The sequence below is a fragment of the Bacillus cereus group sp. N21 genome (assembly GCF_016483395.1).
Classification (GTDB): Bacteria; Bacillota; Bacilli; order Bacillales; family Bacillaceae_G; genus Bacillus_A; species Bacillus_A pseudomycoides.
Genome location: NZ_JAEHBX010000012.1, coordinates 14,637 through 32,571, shown reverse-complemented (window position 1 = coordinate 32,571; position 17,935 = coordinate 14,637). Strand labels below are relative to the sequence as shown.

Here is a 17,935-nt window from a genome sequence, read left to right as displayed (position 1 = left end):
TATGTTTCTATAGAATATAATTTTGGATGAAAAGAAGGCATATCATAACATACATTTCCTAAAACACTTTCACTTTCCTGAAGGTTTACTGAAAAAAGATAAGTGGTGATGATGTGATACGATTAGCAAAAGAATCTGATGCTGAATCATTTATTGCTATTAGAAAGGAAATCATTTTATCAGCAGCTACGACAAAGTTTTTTATATCTTCTCCAAATAAAATACCTGATAATGTGAATAAAGAAAGAGAAAAAATATTGAAAAGTGTTGAGGATGGAAATCTTTATATAGTAAGTGAGATGGAAGGTGCAGTAGTCGGCTTTTTGATTTTCAATCGTTACAAACAAGAACGCTTAAAACATGTAGGAACAATGGGAATGGGTATCAGAGAGGAATGTTGCAATCAAGGTATCGGTACCAAATTAATAAAATTTCTTGTTAATTGGGCTAAAAAGCAGAAAGGTTTAGAAAAAATTTGCTTAGGGATCGTTTCTGTTAATGATAGGGCTATTAAAGTATACAAACGTACTGGTTTTATAGAAGAAGGTAGACAACGGAAGCAAATTAAATATGAAGATGGTTCTTATGGAGAGGATACATTAATGGCTTATTATCTTCAATAGAGGGACTTTACCTAAGTGCATATGATGAGTTTATGGTGGTAAATCCTTTTTTATAATGTGAAACATTTTATTTCTATATCAGATGGGAATTTTCTCATGCATTCACAGGTTCCTCTACAAAAGAAAGTGCATTTTCAAAATCGGTAATTAAATCATCTACATTTTCAAGGCCAACTGATAAACGGAGCAATGAATTAGAAATACCTCTTTCATCGCGTGCTTTTTGTGATAATGCTGCATGTGACATTTTTGCAGGATAGGAGAGGATGGATTCCACAGCTCCTAAACTTACTGCAAATACAGGAAGTTTGACTTGTGATAAAAATTTTCGCAAAGCATCTTCAGATTGTAACGTGAAAGATAAAACAGCACCGGCAGATTGTGCTTGTGAGTGCTGTATGTCATAGCCAAGGTGTGATTCTAATCCAGGGTAATACACATTCTGAATTTTCGAGTGTTTTTGTAAATAAAGAGCAATTTTATTCGCGTTTGTTGCTGAGTGTTCGAGACGTACGTGTAATGTTTTCAGACCGCGAAGAACGAGAGAGCAATCTTGTGGGCCTAATATAGCGCCAAATGCATTTTGCAGGAAGCCGAGTTTTTTAGCGAGTTCATCATCTCTTACAACTGCTAATCCAGCTGTAACATCACTATGACCGGCAATAAACTTTGTCGCACTATGGAGAACCACATCTGCTCCAAGTTCGAGTGGTTTTTGGAATAGTGGTGTTAAAAATGTGTTATCAACAAAAGTAAGAGCTCCGGTAGATTTCGCTAATTCGCAAACAGTACGAATGTCGGTTACTTTTAATAATGGATTGGATGGTGTTTCAATGTAAAAGACTTTTGTATTTGGTCTAATGTTTTGTTTTACTGCCTCTACATTTGTCATATCAACAAATGTATGTGAAACACCGTAACGAGACAGAACCTCTGTTACAATGCGATATGTTCCCCCGTATACATCTTCTGAAATGAGAACATGATCGCCTTGCGAGAGAAGGAGGAAGGCAGTAGAAATCGCTGCAATTCCAGATGCGAAGGCAAATCCTTTTGTTCCCCCTTCTAATAAAGCGATTATGTCTTCAAGTGCTTCACGTGTTGGATTCCCAGAGCGACTGTAGTCGTATTTTCCAAAGGTATCTACATCAAATTGATGAAATGTCGATGTATTATAAATGGGAACGTTAACAGCTCCTGTTTGTGAATCATGTTTATATTGGTTATGAAGTAAGAGTGTATCTAACGAATAACTCATATTCTTACACCTTCTTTTACATGTTTAATAGCTTGCTTTAAGTCTTGAATTAAATCATCCCCGTTTTCAATGCCAACGGAAAAACGGAGAAGACGATTACATACCCCGCGTGCTATAAGCACTGCTTCTGGGATATCTGCATGTGTTTGTGTTGCTGGATATGTCATTAAACTTTCAACCCCGCCAAGACTTTCTGCAAATGTAATTAACGATAAAGATTGTAAGAAAGGATTTATCCATTTTTCATCGCGAAGACGAAATGAAATCATACCGCCCCTTCCTGGATAAAAAACATCGGTTACACCATTCTCCCCATTTAAATAAGAAACGATTTTTTTTGCGTTTTCTTCATGTTGTTTCATACGAAGAGCCAATGTTTTCATACCACGAATTAATAACCACGAATCAAATGGACTTAATACAGCACCAGAAGCGTTATGATAGTGGGCAAGTGCTTCGCAAAGTGTCTGACCTTTTGCAACGACAAGGCCGCTTAGTACATCGTTATGTCCACCTAAATACTTTGTTGCGCTGTGAAGGACAATATCTGCGCCTTCTGTTAATGGTTGTTGTATATAAGGAGTGTAGAAAGTATTATCGACAATTAGAAGTGGGCCGTGCCGTTTTGCGACAGTTGCGACAGCTGCAATATCAGTGACTTGCATTAATGGATTGGTCGGTGTTTCGATAAAAATAGCCTTTGTTTGAGAAGTGACAGCTTGTTCTATTTGTTTAATAGATTGTGTATCTACGTATCTACAACGAATATTCCACTTTTCCTCATGTTCCGAAAATAAGCGGTAGGTCCCTCCGTATAAATCTTCTGATACGATAAGTTCATCTCCAGAACGGAATAAGGAAAGAATAAGAAGAACAGCTGCCATTCCAGAACTACAGGCATAGCCTTGTTCACCTTCTTCTAAATCAGCAATTGCGCGTTCTAAAAGACCACGTGTTGGATTTCCTGTTCGTGAATAATCAAAGCCTGTTGACTTTCCAATTCCTTCATGACGATAAGCTGTTGAAAAGTAAACAGGGGGATTAACTGTTCCTGTTGTAGTTTCACTTCGATTTCCGATTTGTGCTAGTTTTGTTTCGATTGTTGACATGTGAAATTCCTCCTTTATAAAAATAAAAAAAGCCTTCTAAGAAGAAGGCTTTCATGCGAATATAGTCTTCTTCTTATCTGTCAAATCTTTTCACAATTTGCTGGAATTAGCACCTTATTAACGAACGTGTTAATGGTTGCTGAGGTGTCATAGGGCCAGTCCCTCTACCTCTCTAGATAAGAATATTTTGTATGAAATTTTATTATGGTTTTAACTTTACAACAAAAGATAATTGAATTGCAACTTTATTTTAAACAATTTTTATTTTTCTGCTAATTCAATTGACTTTTAGTCTATCCCATGCTAAATTTATGAGAAAATTAACAAAGATTGTTAAAAGGTACACGTATTTCCTTTTAAAACATAGATGAATAATAAAGACAAACTCTTATTGAGAGCGGTGGAGGGAAAGGCCCTGTGAAACCCGGCAACCTTCAAACGAAATGTTTGAAACGGTGCTAATACCTGCAAAACAATTTGTTTTGCATGATAAGAGGAGGATTGATGATGTCCCCCTCTTCAAGATGAAGAGGGGGTTTTTATATTGATAGAAAAGAGGGAGACAAGTGAAAATTCTAGATTTAGTATCAAAAGGAATTGTTATCGGTGATGGCGCAATTGGTACGTTATTACATTCTCATGGTTTGCAAAGTAGTTTTGAAGAATTAAACTTATCTGATCCAGATCTTATTATATCTATTCATAAACAATATGTAGCTGCTGGGGCAGATATTATTCAAACAAATACATATGGTGCAAATGAAGCGAAATTACGCATGTATGGTTTGGAAAATCAGGTCACCCAAATTAATAAAGCAGCGGTTAAACTTGCAAAAGCAGCCGTAACAGATAAGAACGCCATTTTAGGGACCATCGGTGGGATGAAGCATATCGGGGCCGTTACAACGACTGATATGGAACGAGAGTTTATGCTACTTGAGCAAGCGGGAGCATTATTAGAAGAAAAGGTTGACGGATTATTATTAGAAACATTTTATGATGAGTTCGAATTGTTACATGCAGTGAAAGTATTGCGAAAACAAACAGATATTCCAATTATTGCACAGCTAGCGCTTCATGAAGCGGGCGCAACGCAAAATGGAAATGATGTAAATGGAATATTAACGCAGCTTTTAGATTACGGTGCAAATGTAGTCGGTTTAAACTGTCAGTTAGGACCGCTTCATATGACGGAAGCTTTTAAAATGATATCGATTCCTAAAAATGGTTATTTGTCGGCTTATCCAAATGCAGGCCTTCCAAACTATGTAGAAGGACGTTACGTATATGAAGGAAGCCCTGCTTATTTTGAAGAGATGACACCAAAATTTATTGAACAAGGTATTCGTTTGTTAGGGGGCTGTTGTGGTACAACGCCAGCACATATTGAAGGGATGAAGCGTGTAATTGCGAATGTAACGCCTGTTACAGAAAAACAAATTGTTCAAAGACAACAAGTAGTTCATATCCAAACAAAACGTGCTAGCACTCATGTTACCCTTGCAGAAAAAGCGAAGAAGCAAACAACGGTGGTTGTTGAACTAGATCCCCCAAAAACATTAGATACGCAGCGTTTTTTTGAAGGGGCAAGGGCATTGAAAAGAGCGGGAGCAGATGCCATTACGTTAGCAGATAATTCGTTAGCATCCCCGCGCATTTCAAACATGGCAATGGGGGCATTATTAACGAAGCATGATATTCCAGTACTGACGCATTTAACGTGCCGTGATCATAATGTCATTGGTTTGCAATCTCATTTACTAGGTTTATCAGCTTTAGGAATGGAAGAAGTGTTAGCTTTAACAGGTGACCCAGCGCGAGTGGGGGATTTTCCTGGAGCGACTTCTGTATATGATTTGTCTTCTATTGAATTAATTAAAATGATTAAAGAAATGAATGATGGTCGATCTATTTTAGGAAAATCCATTGGTCCAGCGACAAGGTTTTCTGTTGGAGGAGCTTTTAATCCGCACGTGAGACATTTAAAAGCAGCGGTGAAGCGAATGGAGAGGAAAATTGCAGCTGGTGCAGAGTATTTCTTAACACAGTCAATTTACGATGTAGCCTTAATTGAAGAAATATACGAGGCGACAAAACATTTAGAAAAACCAATTTTTATTGGAATTATGCCTTTAGTAAGTAAACGTAATGCTGATTTTCTTCATTTTGAGGTACCAGGCATTACATTGCCTGAGGAAGTAAGACAGAGAATGGATGGGCATGAAACACAGGAGTCTGCAATTGAAGAAGGAATTCGTATTTCTCAGGAATTAATTAATGCCGCAATGAAATACTTTAACGGTATTTATCTCATTACGCCATTTTTGAAATATGAAATTACAGAAAATCTCGTTAAGTATGTGAAAGAAAAGCAAGACGTGAAAGAGGGAATCAACTGATGAGACCGATAGAAGAGAGATTACAACATGATATTTTAATATTAGATGGCGCGATGGGAACGATGATTCAGCAGGCAGATTTAACTGCAGAAGATTTTGGAGGTGAAGAATACGAAGGTTGTAATGAATACTTAGTAAAAACAAGGCCAGATGTTATTTTAGGTATCCATAAAGCTTACATTGAAGCGGGTGCGGATATTATCGAAACAAATACGTTTGGTGCTACGAATATCGTATTGCATGATTATGAGCTATCTCATTTAGATGAAGAGTTAAATGAAAGAGCGGCGTTTTTAGCAAAGCAAGCGGTAAAGGAGAGTGGTAAAGAAGTATATGTAGCAGGTGCGATGGGGCCAACAACAAAAGCAATTAGTGTAACAGGCGGTGTAACGTTTGAAGAACTAATTGAAGTTTATACGAGACAAGCTCGGGGTTTATTACGAGGTGGCGTTGACGTATTACTTGTAGAGACAAGCCAAGATATGCGTAACGTGAAAGCGGCGTATTTAGGGATTCAGGAAGCGTTTACGGAAGCAAATCATACGGTTCCGCTTATGATTTCAGGAACCATTGAACCGATGGGAACAACGTTAGCGGGGCAAACAATCGAGGCATTTTATTTATCAATTGAGCATATGAAACCATTATCTGTCGGATTAAACTGTGCTACAGGACCAGAATTTATGCGCGAACACATTCGTTCTCTTTCTGACTTATCAGAGTGTTATATTTCTTGTTATCCAAATGCTGGTCTTCCAGACGAGGATGGACATTATCATGAGTCACCGACTTCACTTGCAGAAAAGGTGAAACAATTTGCTAAAGAAGGGTGGATCAATATTATCGGTGGTTGTTGCGGTACAACGCCTGATCATATACGAGCGATAAAAGTTTCGCTTGAGTCCCTTGAACCACGTGAGAATCATGAACGAGAAGGCCACGGGATTAGTGGTTTAGAAGCGTTGCAATATGATGATTCTATGAGGCCATTATTTGTGGGAGAGAGAACAAATGTTATTGGATCAAGAAAATTTAAGCGATTAGTAGCTGAAGGGAATTTTGAAGAAGCTGCTGAAATTGCGAGGGCGCAAGTGAAGAAAAATGCCCATATTATTGATATTTGTATGGCGGATCCAGATCGTGATGAAGTAGAAGATATGGAGAACTTTTTGGCAGAAGTAACGAAAGTATTAAAAGTTCCGATTATGATAGATTCAACGGATGATAATGTTATGGCAAAAGCTCTCACGTATATACAAGGAAAAGGGGTTATTAACTCTATTAATTTAGAAAATGGAGAAGAGCGTTTTGAGAAAGTAACACCTCTTCTTCATAAATATGGTGCGGCAATTGTAGTAGGAACGATTGATGAAGAAGGCATGGCAGTTAGTGCAGAAAGAAAGTTAGAAATTGCAAAGAGAAGTTACGAGTTATTAACGAAGAAATATGGTATACGTCCATCCGATATTATTTTTGATGCACTCGTTTTTCCGGTAGGAACTGGTGATGAAGAATATATTGGTTCGGCAGCAGCGACGATAGAAGGGATTCGTCTTATTAAAGAATCACTGCCAGAATGTTTAACAATTTTAGGAGTAAGTAATATATCGTTTGGTTTACCGCCAGCTGGTCGCGAAGTGCTAAACTCGGTCTTTTTATATCATGCAACAAAGGCTGGGCTTGACTACGCAATTGTGAATACTGAAAAGCTAGAGCGCTATGCATCCATTCCAGAAGAGGAAAAGGAACTCGCAGATGCACTATTATTCGAAACAACGAAAGAAACACTAGAAGAATTTACGAACTTTTACCGGGTTGCTAAGAAAAAAGAAGCGGTCATACAAGAAACATTAACACTTGATGAAAGGTTAGCAAATTATATTGTAGAAGGAACGAAGCAGGGTTTACATGAAGATTTAAGTCTCGCACTAACAGAAGGAAGAAAGCCCCTTGATATTATTAACGGTCCGCTTATGATGGGGATGGACGAAGTAGGTCGTTTGTTTAATAACAATGAGCTTATCGTTGCTGAAGTATTGCAAAGTGCAGAAAGTATGAAAGCTGCTGTTGCGTATTTGGAGCCTTATATGGAATCTAGCGATAGTGCGAAAAAAGGAAAAGTATTATTAGCAACTGTAAAAGGTGATGTACATGATATTGGCAAAAACCTTGTAGAGATTATTTTATCAAATAACGGCTATGATATTGTTAATTTAGGAATTAATGTGCGCTCTGATCGCATTGTGCAAGAGGTAAAAGAAAAGAAACCAGACATTATCGGACTTTCTGGATTATTAGTAAAATCGGCGCAGCAAATGGTAGCAACTGCCGAAGATTTACAAGCGGCAAATATTGATATTCCCATTGTTGTAGGTGGTGCGGCATTGACAAGAAAGTTTACAGATAACCGTGTTTCACCTTCCTATAATGGACTCGTATTATATGCAAGTGATGCGATGACAGGACTCGATCTTATCAATCGATTGCAAAAAGAAGAAGAACGAGAAAAAATGAAGCAGGATAAAAAAAATCGCCACATTCATGTCGTGAAACAAGAGGAGAAAAAAGTGGAGATACCAGCCGTCATTGAACCGTTGCCGAAAGCAAAAGTTATGGTGCCAGACTCAACAAAACGGGCTGTACTTCGTGATATTCCAGTTTCACATCTTGCACCATTTTTAAACAGGCAAATGCTAATTGGTCATCACCTTGGTTTAAAAGGAAATGTGAAAAAATTATTAAAAGAGGGTGATAAGAGAGCGCATGAGTTAAACAATTTAATTGATGAATTATTACAAGAAGGACAATCTTGGCTATGTCCAAAAGCTGTTTATCAATTTTTTCCTGCCCAAAGTGATGGACAAACTATTATTATTTATGATCCAGAAGATCGTACACGTGTGCTAGAGCGTTTTTCATTCCCAAGACAAGGGAAAGCTCCGTACCGTACATTAGGGGATTACTTACGTCCTGTCGGTGATGAAATGGATTATGTCGCCTTTTTATCTGTTACAGTGGGGCAAGGTGTGCGTGATATTGCGGAAGAATGGAAAGAGAAAGGGGATTATTTACGTAGCCATGCGATTCAATCGTTAGCGCTAGAGCTAGCAGAGGGACTCGCTGAAAAAACACATATGTTGATTCGTGATCGTTTTGGAATTCCGGATTCACCGGAGATGACGATGGAAGAGCGATTCCGTACAAAATATCAGGGAATTCGTGTTTCTTTTGGTTATCCAGCTTGCCCAGAACTTGCTGATCAAGAAAAACTATTTCGCTTAATTCAGCCAGAGGAGATTGGAATCTCACTAACAGAAGGATTTATGATGGAGCCGGAAGCATCTGTAACGGCAATGGTATTTGCTCACCCCGAAGCACGATATTTTAGTGTACTATAGTGTAGAAGGGGGAGAGGTATGAAAAGAATAGTCTTTACAGGCGGTGGTTCGGCTGGACATGTGACACCTAATTTAGCAATTATTCCACATTTGCAAAAAAAGGGCTGGGATATTTCTTATATAGGTTCTCATCAAGGGATTGAAAAAACGATTATAGAGAACGAAGGAATTCCATACTATGGTATAGCGAGCGGAAAGTTACGCCGTTATTTTGATTTGAAAAATATAAAAGATCCTTTTCTCGTTATGAAGGGTGTTATGGATGCTTATGTACGAATAAGAAAATTAAAACCTGATGTTATTTTTTCAAAGGGTGGTTTTGTATCTGTACCAGTAGTAATTGGCGGATGGTTAAATCGTGTTCCAGTCTTGTTACATGAATCGGATATGACACCAGGACTAGCGAATAAAATTGTACTCCGTTTTGCTTCAAAAATATTTGTTACGTTTGAAGAAGCTGCACAACATTTGCCAACAGAAAAGGTGGTTTATACAGGTTCGCCTGTGAGGGAAGAAGTGCTACGTGGAAATCGTGAAAAAGGATTACACTTTCTTCGGTTCCATACTAGAAAACCAGTTATCACGGTTATGGGAGGAAGTCTAGGGGCAAAGAAAATCAATGAAACAGTACGAGAAGCATTGCCACAGCTCCTTAAAAATTATCAAGTTGTTCACCTATGCGGAAAAGGAAATCTAGACGAGACGTTACAAGGTATAGAAGGGTATAGGCAATTTGAATATGTGCACGGAGAATTGCCAGATGTGTTAGGGGCAACTGATTTTGTCATCTCACGAGCTGGATCGAATGCGATTTTTGAATTTTTAACATTGCAAAAACCGATGCTTTTAATTCCATTACCGAAAGCTTCAAGCCGCGGAGATCAAATTTTAAATGCACAATCGTTTGAAAAACAAGGGTATGCAGCGGTTTTATATGAAGAAACTGTAACAGTGACATCCCTTATGAAGCATATAGAAGAGTTAAATCATAATTGTGAGAAGTATAAAAAAGAATTTAAAAAGTATAGTGGAAAAGAAGCAGTACAGACCATTATGAAATATATTACGGAGGCGTGATTTCTAAAAAATCATGTCTTTTTTAGTAGAATGAAAGGTTCGAAGAATTACTTTATTTATGTTACAATAACAGAGATTTAATAGGGGAATTCCAGTTCTTTGAGCGTGAAAATACGAATGGATTAGGAGTGACTGTGTTGGAGCTGAGTCTCTATGAAAATACTGCTCTGATTATATGTTTTGTGCTATACGTTGGTAGTGTTATTATTTACATTTCAAGAAAATTTTCACAAGAACGAAACTTAGAAAAATCGGAAATAACAGCTGAGTTAGAGATGTTAGCCGATGAAAGTGATAAAAAGCAAAAAATAAGAGAAAAGCATGAGGCGCCCCACCACTTAAACGCAAAATAAGTTTTGAAGGTGGGGATTTCTTTTGGCGAAATCCTTCTCTATTATTATCATTAACGCTAAAAAAGGAGTTTCCCTTTGGTTTTATAAATAAGGAGCTAATTCATATGAATTTCTATATTGCATCAAGTTTTCAAAACAAACACCTTGTTCAATTTGTAGCGAGTCAATTGAAAGAAGCGGGATGGCATCATACATATAATTGGACTCAAAATGAAAGAGCGACAAATAGAGAACAATTACAGAAGATTGGTCAAGCAGAAAAGCAGGCGATACAAAACGCTGATGTTTTTCTACTTTTATTAGATGGCGGAAATGGGAGTCACACGGAGCTTGGTATGGCTATTGCGCTAGAGAAGAAAATCTATATGTATCATAAAAACAATCCGCTTCAAACAACGTTTTACCATTTACCAGAAGTGGATATTTTTCAAGGGGAAGTGGAGGAGTTTGTTTCATACGTCATGAATAAAGGAGACGCATAGATCATGCAGGTTTATGATACGATATACGGTAATTTTGAAATAGACGGTGTATTAGAAGAACTATTACAAACAGAAGCTATGCAAAGGCTGAAGAAAATTCATCAAGTTGGAGCGAGCTTTCTTGTAAAACCAGAGTGGAATATAACTCGTTATGAGCATTCAATTGGAGTTATGCTTCTTGTGAAAATGCTGGGCGGGGGTGAAGCGGAACAAATTGCAGCATTGCTTCACGATGTATCACATACTGCTTTTTCACACGTTGTAGATCGTGTATTACATAAAAAAGATGAAGACTATCATGAACATATTTTTGATACAGTCATTGAAAACTCGGATATCCCGCTCATTTTGAAAAAGTATGGATATGATTCTAAAATGCTTCAAAACTGGGAACAATGGATGCTGTTGGAACAACCACTACCAGCTCTATGCGCAGATCGTATAGATTATACACTTCGCGATTTATATACATATGGAATGATTTCAAAACAAGAAGTTCTTACATTTTTAAATCAATTAATTGTCCATGAAAAACAAATCTGTCTTAGTACGCTAGAGGCGGCAGAGTGGTTTACAACAGTCTATTACAAAGAAACAATTGATTTCTTTCTACATCCATTAGGCTCATATAGTTATCATGTATTAACAAAAGTTTTGCAACTAGCGTTAGAAAAGCATGTGATACATACTGAAGATTTCTTGTGCGATGATGAGGTAGTGCTTCAAAAATTGAAATGTTGTCGTGATGAAGAGATAACGAGTGTATTGGCTACTTTACATCCAAATGTAATAGTAGAAGAGAATAATCAAGAGTATGATATTTGTTACTCGGGTGGGAAGGAACGCTTAATTGATCCACATGTCTATATGAATGGTAAAATATATAAAGCGTCTCGTTTATCTGAACATGTAAGGTTATGCAATCAAAATGCGAAAGAGAACTTCAATCAAAATATATATTTAAAAATAAAGAAAGCATAAAGGAGTTATAAATATGAAATTAGAACAAGGATGGGAAACAAGCTTTTTAGAAGTTATACAAAAAAGTGAATTCAAAAAAGGTGCACTGCGTAGTCAGCTACTTTGTGCAGACGGAGAAGAAGTAGAAGAACTTGCAGACGATTATGGATATGATGAAATTGTAAATCGTGAACATGATGAAGAACTCGCAGAAATTTTAGGTGAAGAACTCTTTAGTGAAATGGAACGTTATGTATTTCTATCTTCACAACCTGAGGAAAAGCTCATTTCATTTGTAAATGGGTTAGGATTTCATATTTTAGATTGGATTGTTCTACTTGAAACAGAATTCGGTATAGATAGTGCAGTATTTTCATCGGATGCAGTAAAAATGTTAGAAAAACGTTTTAGACAGTTTCCGTATATAGAAGATAAGACAATTTTTGATATGACAATTGGAGAAGCGATGAATGTATTAGAGTCTGTTACAGGGTTACAATTGAAAGAGAAGATGAGTATATAATAGTGAAAATGAAAAAGAACGTGATAATCTCACGTTCTTTTTTTACATAATAATAATTTTGTCAGTTAATTTTTTTTGTCCTGTAAGAAGTGCATTTAAATACTCGACTTTTCGTATACAAGATTGAATGTGTTTTTCAACTTCTTGTAACTCTGCTTGATGATGGGTTTCAATCGGATGAATTTGCACGTTAAACTTTTCAAATTGGCTGCTGTATGTTATTTCTGCATAGCCACTCATAATATCGGTTTGGTTATGAAATAAGAATTGTTTTGTTTCTTCACAGTATGTTACATCTTGAAATCCATATGATTTTAATGCTTCGATTACTTTTGTAATAATTGTTATATCCATTTTTCTCCCTCTTTACGAAGTTCTGCTTTTCCATTATAACATGAAATAAACTTAAGAAAGCGTTTCCAAGTGCGGTTTTCCCTAATTTTCACGTATAATTTATAAAAATGACACAAAGAAAAAATAATTGTAATAAAGGAAGGACTCTTTTGCTGTTTCATCATATATATACAGAAATAGTGTGATGAAAGGAAACTTTCCGAGGAGAGGGTAGTATGCCAAAGTTGAGCGCAGTAAAAGAGGTGAGAATTTTGAATTTTGATATTACAGGACAAAAAGCGTATGTAAAAGATGGACCGTATCGGAATTGCATTGGAATTGTAAAGCAAAAAGAAAAGCAGGAAGGATCAAGTTTTTTCCTTGTTATTGACGATCAAGTCGTTGATGTGGAACTAAAAGATATCGTTTTAGTAGGGGTAGATGTGCGGCAGTTTCATGAATGGTGCGAACACAATGGCTATTTGTAAAAGGGACGGGCTGTGAAGAGGAACTTTTATTTTTATTATGTGCTTGAAAAGGTTATATCAATAGATAATGATGATGGGGATATTATGCTCAATATAGGAGCATATATCCTTTTTCTGTTTATACACTTGGTAACGAAGAAAGTTTTTATCTGTAATATTCAGAAATAAAAGAAAGTTATTCGATATAGTAATAAATTCCCATTAAGCTATAAATAGAAACAGTGTAATAACGCTGTAATAAAATGTTCAAATGGATAATCAAACGTGGGGGAAATCAAATGAACTTAATGCAAAAAGCAATAGACATGGCAAAAATATATAAACAAAACCAAAAAGTAGAAGCGATTCTTTTAGCAGGATCCGTATCAAGAAACTGGCAAGATGAAAATTCAGATATAGAGTTACACATTTTATGGTCAGCACCGCCAGAAGATGAAGATCGTGAAGGGCCTATTAAACGTATTGATGGGACAGTTTTATCGTATCATCCGTATGAAGAGGAAGAGTGGTCTGAATCTTATGTAACGAAAGATGGGATTAAATTAGAAATAAGTAACTTTTTATCCGTAACGGTTGAACGTTTTATTTCTGATGTGGTGGAAAAGTATGAAACTGATTATGAGAAACAATGTATTGTAGCCTCAATTCATGATGGTGTGAGCTTGCATGGAGAAGAAACAATTAGAAAGCTAAAAGATAGAATTGCAGAATATCCTTTAGAACTTTCCAAACAGATGATTGAAGAGAATCTTTTGCTAAGTAATCGCTGGCATAACCGTGAAGCACTTTTAAAACGAAAAGATTGGCTTATGCTATACGATGTAATTTGTGATGTACAGAAGAATGTATTTGGTGTTTTGTTCGGCCTTAATAAAATGTATGTGCATCACCCTGCATTTAAATGGATGCCTTTTAATATCAAACGAATGACAATAAAACCGGAAAACCTTTATGAGCGAATGACGAATATCTTGATTGGAAATCCGGAAAACAGTGTGAAGGATTTGGAATTATTAATCGAAGAAGTATTGATTTCGGCGGAGAAACAAATTCCAGAATTGGATCTTTGGGAGCAAAAGAAACAGCTTTGTTATGTGAAGTAATGATGATAGAGTGGTGGTGTTATGGAATATATCATGGATAGAGCATATGCACGTGAGTTACTTGAACGTGCATATAAACAAAATCCTGGACCTTGGTATAAACATTCGATAAATGTTGCCCAAGCTACTGAAAACATAATCTTGGAATTTATGAAACAAGGATATGATGTGAATGATAATTTGGCTTACAATGCAGGGCTTCTTCATGACATTGGTAGATATAAAGGAGTTACTAAGTCTGTTATACATTCTTATGATGGATATATGTACTTAGATCAATTAGGGTTTAGAGGGAATGCGATTAAATGTGTAACACATTCATTTCCTTGTAGGAATAAAGACATAGAAATCGCGGCTGATTGGAGTCTTGTTCCTCCAGATATGAAAATGAAGCTTGTAGTGATATTAAATGAAAACAGTAACTATGATTTATACGATAAAGTTATTACTCTTTGTGATGCCCTAGCTGATGAAAAGGGATTTACTACCCTTGAAAAAAGATTGATTTTAGTTGGATTGAGACACGGTACCAATGCTCACACTTCTGTTCATTGGAAAGGTTTTTATGAAATAAAAAAAGAAATAGAATCTTTGATTGGAATGAGTGTATACAGACTTCTTCCGGGAGTTGAGGAATCGATTTATACTGATATTCAGTATTAAAAATTGTATTGTATGAAGGGGTGAGTGAAATGAGAAAAAATATGTGCTTGTTTATGATAATTCTAGTGTTTTTGAGTTTAATTGGATGTTCCAATATTACAAGTTCTTCAAAAACTTCTTCATCAACTGAACAAAAAGAGGAAAAAGAAACATCAATAGTATTTGAGAAAAAACAAATAAAAGAAATGAATTTAGTGAGGATAGATCAAGATAATATTTCTAAAGCAGGAACGGATAATGAAGATCTAGTAAATCAAATTGTTACAGCAATCAAAGCTGGTACATCTAAAAAAATATCTTTAGATAAAAAAGCAAGGGATGCTGTACATGCTAATATGGAAGTTATTTTTAAGGATGATTCTAAGGAAAGTTTGTTAGTCTGGGTAGATGATAAAAATAACATTATAATCGCAAAAGATGTAGATAAAGGTTCTGTTCAAGGAATTCAAATAAATGGGGATGTTCCTAAAATAGTATTAAATTTTTTAAAACAGGTATAAGGAATAAAAAAAAGGAATGCTATATCAATTAGCATTCCTTTTTATGAAAGTTTCTCTTTCTTATGAAGCAACTTCTTCGCTTTTCACATCATCTTGATTATACGTATCGTGATCTAATTCACCAAGCCATTTGCTAGAAATAAGACCTGCTGTCATTGATCCGCTTACGTTAAGAGCTGTACGACCCATATCGATTAATGGCTCAACAGAGATAAGAAGAGCAACAATCCCGATTGGTAAGTTCATTGTTGAAAGGACGATTAATGCTGCGAATGTTGCTCCGCCGCCTACACCAGCAACACCGAATGAGCTAATAGCGACAACTGCGATTAAAGTTAAAATAAATTGTGGTTGTAATGGATCAATTCCTACAGTTGGAGCGACCATCATCGCCAGCATAGCTGGATAAATACCTGCGCAACCATTTTGACCGATAGATACCCCGAAGGAAGCAGCAAAGTTTGCAATTCCTTCTGAAACACCAAGTTTTTCTTTTTGTGCTTCAATATTTAGTGGCATTGTACCTGCACTAGAACGAGAAGTGAAGGCGAATGTTAATACTGGGAATACCTTTTTCAAATATTGAATTGGATTTAAACCAGAAAGAGCAATTAATAATAAGTGAATAACAAACATAACGATAAGTGCTACGTAAGATGCTAAAACAAAGTTACCGAGTTTTAAAATGGCACTTACATCACTACCAGCGACTGTTTTTGTCATAAGAGCTAATACGCCATATGGAGTAAGGCGTAAAATTAATGTTACCATACGCATTACAATTGCATAGACAGCATCAAGCATTTTCTTAAATAACTCTGCTTGTTCTGGATATTTTCTTTTCACACCGATAAAGGCGATTCCAATGAACGCTGCAAAGATTACAACAGAAATTGTCGAAGTTGGACGTGCACCAGTTAAATCAAGAAATGGATTTGTAGGTAATAACTCCAATAATTTTTGTGGAATTGGTGTTTGTTCAATTGAACTGAATTTTTCTTCCACTAATTTTAAGCGAGCCGTTTCTGCATCACCTTGTTGTAAGCCAGTTGCTTGAACGTCAAACCCTGCGCTTGCTGCGATACCAACAGCTGCAGCGATTCCAGTTGTAAGAATTAAAATTCCAATAATAAGTCCGCTAATTTTACCAAGGTTACTTGTTAATTTTAATTTTGTAAATGCCGAGATAATAGAAACTAGAATAAGTGGCATAACGATCATTTGTAGTAATTTCACATACCCACTACCAATTAAGCTAAACCAGTTATTCGAATCCACGATAATTTTAGAAGTAGGTTCATAGATAAATTGTAAGATAAGGCCAAATACAATTCCGACCCCTAAAGCAGTAAATACGCGTTTATTAAATGATACATGCTTGCGCTGCATATAATACAATATGCCAACTAATACGAGCATGACCGCTATGTTAATACCGACTAGCAGTGTATTCATGATAATTCCCCCTAATTCCAATCTGTTATATAGAATATATTTCAATAAAACCTATAAGTCAACTAGGTAATTAGAGAAAATAAAAAAAGATGGCAATTTGCCATCTTTTTAATGCCCAGCGCCAGGGACAAGTAGAAATGTTGTATAGTATGTAAACCCAATGAAGAAAACAGTTAAATATGCCCCGAATACGTATATATACATACGCTCTGTTAATTTTAAATAGCTTAAAAGTACGAAGAATCCTGTTTGTCCTAAAAATAATAGTGCAGTTGCGTGCATATCCCCTAAGTAAAACATAACCGAGAAAATTCCAGTCCAAAAGCCGAGAACGCGAAACATGCGCTCCATGCAATCTCCCTCCTTTTCTAAAAAAGTAAACCTCTCTTCATTATAGTTTATTTTTCTTACTATTGTAAATGTTTGTGAAAAAAGAAAAGAAGCCAAATCAAATTGACTTCTTTTTGACACAATTTCATATAAAAACAAGTTATAGCTGAACTTTGTAGTTACAAGATTTACATCCGTCTAATAAATTATCATGTCGTGTTAATTCCATGCCCGGAAATAGGATTTCAAAAATTCCCTTCATCATATCGCTATGCATATGGCAAACTTCTTCAGGATGATGGACAGCAACTTCTTTGAATGGGCAATTGTACACGTCATAGAAAATTTGTGTACCATCTGTGCTTAATTCAAATGAAGGGGATAGGCCAGCAGTTGATAATGCTTCTTTTGCAATTTGAACTTTGTGTTCTAATGTTAATGAATCTTCATTAATGTTTAAATGCTGCATATGTTGTTCCATTAATTCTTTACCAAATTGTTTGCCTGTTTCATATAGTGCTTTTTCACCGGCTGCACCGAGGCTAAGCAATGAATTAAAAGCGATTTTTGCTAATAATTGATAATCGCGAAATGGGAATTGTAGCTGAATTAAGTCTTCAGACAATACATATAATCTGCTTGGTCTGCCGCCTTTTCCCGTTTTCTTTGTTTCAGATCGCAACATATTGACATCTTCTAATTTTGATAAATGTAGACGTGCTACGTTTGGATGGATATTAAATTCATCTGCGATTTCTTGTACAGTTACGTAACTATGTTTTTGAGAAATATATTTATAAATATAATAACGAGTTGGATCAGATAGTACACCTGTAATTTTTAAAGCTTGTTCCATGAGGATCTCCACCTTTATCACTTTA

At 36.1% G+C, this 17,935-nt stretch carries 18 protein-coding genes and 2 riboswitches; of the genes, 12 read left to right on the top strand and 6 right to left on the bottom strand.

Features of this window, described 5'->3' with window-relative positions; translation table 11 throughout:
- Positions 1 to 113 precede the first annotated feature (113 nt).
- Positions 114 to 623 carry a GNAT family N-acetyltransferase gene (locus JDS96_RS09335; protein WP_003200379.1) on the top strand — a complete coding sequence of 170 codons (510 nt, stop codon included), beginning with the start codon at positions 114 to 116 and terminating at the stop codon, positions 621 to 623.
- 94 nt (positions 624 to 717) lie between these two features.
- Here the strand turns inward: JDS96_RS09335 and metC are convergent, their stop codons facing one another.
- Both metC and JDS96_RS09325 read right to left on the bottom strand, forming a co-directional pair.
- On the bottom strand, positions 718 to 1,881 hold the full coding sequence (metC, locus tag JDS96_RS09330) for a cystathionine beta-lyase (protein ID WP_199666659.1): 1,164 nt from the start codon (positions 1,879 to 1,881) through the stop codon (positions 718 to 720).
- Positions 1,878 to 2,990 (bottom strand): methionine biosynthesis PLP-dependent protein, encoded by a 1,113-nt coding sequence (locus JDS96_RS09325; RefSeq protein WP_199666658.1) that lies wholly within the window; start codon positions 2,988 to 2,990, stop codon positions 1,878 to 1,880. The genes metC and JDS96_RS09325 overlap by 4 nt, the downstream gene beginning before the upstream one ends.
- A 70-nt stretch (positions 2,991 to 3,060) precedes the next feature.
- A riboswitch (SAM riboswitch) is annotated at positions 3,061 to 3,173 on the bottom strand.
- A gap of 202 nt (positions 3,174 to 3,375) precedes the next feature.
- Positions 3,376 to 3,486, top strand: a riboswitch (SAM riboswitch).
- A 70-nt stretch (positions 3,487 to 3,556) separates the two neighbouring features.
- Here JDS96_RS09325 and JDS96_RS09320 point away from each other — a divergent pair.
- The 7 genes from JDS96_RS09320 to JDS96_RS09290 all read left to right on the top strand — a co-directional run bounded on the left by JDS96_RS09320 (position 3,557) and on the right by JDS96_RS09290 (position 12,182).
- Positions 3,557 to 5,389 carry a bifunctional homocysteine S-methyltransferase/methylenetetrahydrofolate reductase gene (locus JDS96_RS09320; RefSeq protein ID WP_199666657.1) on the top strand — a complete coding sequence of 611 codons (1,833 nt, stop codon included), beginning with the start codon at positions 3,557 to 3,559 and terminating at the stop codon, positions 5,387 to 5,389.
- On the top strand, positions 5,389 to 8,787 hold the full coding sequence (metH, locus tag JDS96_RS09315; protein ID WP_199666656.1) for a methionine synthase: 3,399 nt from the start codon (positions 5,389 to 5,391) through the stop codon (positions 8,785 to 8,787). The genes JDS96_RS09320 and metH overlap by 1 nt, the downstream gene beginning before the upstream one ends.
- 18 nt (positions 8,788 to 8,805) lie before the next feature.
- The gene (locus JDS96_RS09310; RefSeq protein ID WP_199666655.1) at positions 8,806 to 9,864 is read left to right on the top strand and encodes an undecaprenyldiphospho-muramoylpentapeptide beta-N-acetylglucosaminyltransferase; all 1,059 of its coding nucleotides are present in this window, start codon (positions 8,806 to 8,808) and stop codon (positions 9,862 to 9,864) included.
- 80 nt (positions 9,865 to 9,944) lie between these two features.
- The gene (locus tag JDS96_RS09305; protein ID WP_026008572.1) at positions 9,945 to 10,217 is read left to right on the top strand and encodes a DUF3966 domain-containing protein; all 273 of its coding nucleotides are present in this window, start codon (positions 9,945 to 9,947) and stop codon (positions 10,215 to 10,217) included.
- Between the two features lie 104 nt (positions 10,218 to 10,321).
- Positions 10,322 to 10,699, top strand: a complete 378-nt coding sequence (locus JDS96_RS09300; RefSeq protein ID WP_003200399.1) for a nucleoside 2-deoxyribosyltransferase — start codon at positions 10,322 to 10,324, stop codon at positions 10,697 to 10,699.
- Between the two features lie 3 nt (positions 10,700 to 10,702).
- On the top strand, positions 10,703 to 11,680 hold the full coding sequence (locus tag JDS96_RS09295) for an HD domain-containing protein (RefSeq protein ID WP_144569208.1): 978 nt from the start codon (positions 10,703 to 10,705) through the stop codon (positions 11,678 to 11,680).
- A 13-nt stretch (positions 11,681 to 11,693) separates the two neighbouring features.
- Positions 11,694 to 12,182 carry a hypothetical protein gene (locus JDS96_RS09290; protein ID WP_003200401.1) on the top strand — a complete coding sequence of 163 codons (489 nt, stop codon included), beginning with the start codon at positions 11,694 to 11,696 and terminating at the stop codon, positions 12,180 to 12,182.
- 42 nt (positions 12,183 to 12,224) lie between these two features.
- On the opposite strand, the gene JDS96_RS09285 is transcribed toward JDS96_RS09290, so the two are convergent.
- A complete protein-coding gene (locus JDS96_RS09285; RefSeq protein ID WP_003200402.1) occupies positions 12,225 to 12,536 on the bottom strand; it encodes a hypothetical protein in 312 nt (103 codons plus the stop codon).
- A 251-nt stretch (positions 12,537 to 12,787) separates the two neighbouring features.
- Here JDS96_RS09285 and JDS96_RS09280 point away from each other — a divergent pair, with 251 nt between their 5' ends.
- The 4 genes from JDS96_RS09280 to JDS96_RS09265 all read left to right on the top strand — a co-directional run bounded on the left by JDS96_RS09280 (position 12,788) and on the right by JDS96_RS09265 (position 15,269).
- Positions 12,788 to 13,003, top strand: a complete 216-nt coding sequence (locus JDS96_RS09280; RefSeq protein WP_199666684.1) for a DUF3912 family protein — start codon at positions 12,788 to 12,790, stop codon at positions 13,001 to 13,003.
- A gap of 278 nt (positions 13,004 to 13,281) precedes the next feature.
- Positions 13,282 to 14,106 carry a DUF4037 domain-containing protein gene (locus JDS96_RS09275; RefSeq protein ID WP_199666654.1) on the top strand — a complete coding sequence of 275 codons (825 nt, stop codon included), beginning with the start codon at positions 13,282 to 13,284 and terminating at the stop codon, positions 14,104 to 14,106.
- A gap of 21 nt (positions 14,107 to 14,127) precedes the next feature.
- A complete protein-coding gene (locus tag JDS96_RS09270; RefSeq protein WP_199666653.1) occupies positions 14,128 to 14,769 on the top strand; it encodes an HD domain-containing protein in 642 nt (213 codons plus the stop codon).
- A 29-nt stretch (positions 14,770 to 14,798) separates the two neighbouring features.
- Positions 14,799 to 15,269 carry a hypothetical protein gene (locus tag JDS96_RS09265; protein WP_242479883.1) on the top strand — a complete coding sequence of 157 codons (471 nt, stop codon included), beginning with the start codon at positions 14,799 to 14,801 and terminating at the stop codon, positions 15,267 to 15,269.
- Between the two features lie 60 nt (positions 15,270 to 15,329).
- Here JDS96_RS09265 and JDS96_RS09260 read toward each other — a convergent pair whose 3' ends face one another.
- The 3 genes from JDS96_RS09260 to JDS96_RS09250 form a co-directional block, all read right to left on the bottom strand.
- Positions 15,330 to 16,745, bottom strand: coding sequence for an L-cystine transporter (locus JDS96_RS09260; protein WP_003200409.1), 1,416 nt, complete (start codon positions 16,743 to 16,745; stop codon positions 15,330 to 15,332).
- An 87-nt stretch (positions 16,746 to 16,832) separates the two neighbouring features.
- A complete protein-coding gene (locus JDS96_RS09255; RefSeq protein WP_006096019.1) occupies positions 16,833 to 17,075 on the bottom strand; it encodes a DUF2626 domain-containing protein in 243 nt (80 codons plus the stop codon).
- Between the two features lie 139 nt (positions 17,076 to 17,214).
- Positions 17,215 to 17,910 carry a helix-turn-helix transcriptional regulator gene (locus JDS96_RS09250; protein WP_003200412.1) on the bottom strand — a complete coding sequence of 232 codons (696 nt, stop codon included), beginning with the start codon at positions 17,908 to 17,910 and terminating at the stop codon, positions 17,215 to 17,217.
- Positions 17,911 to 17,935: the final 25 nt, after the last annotated feature.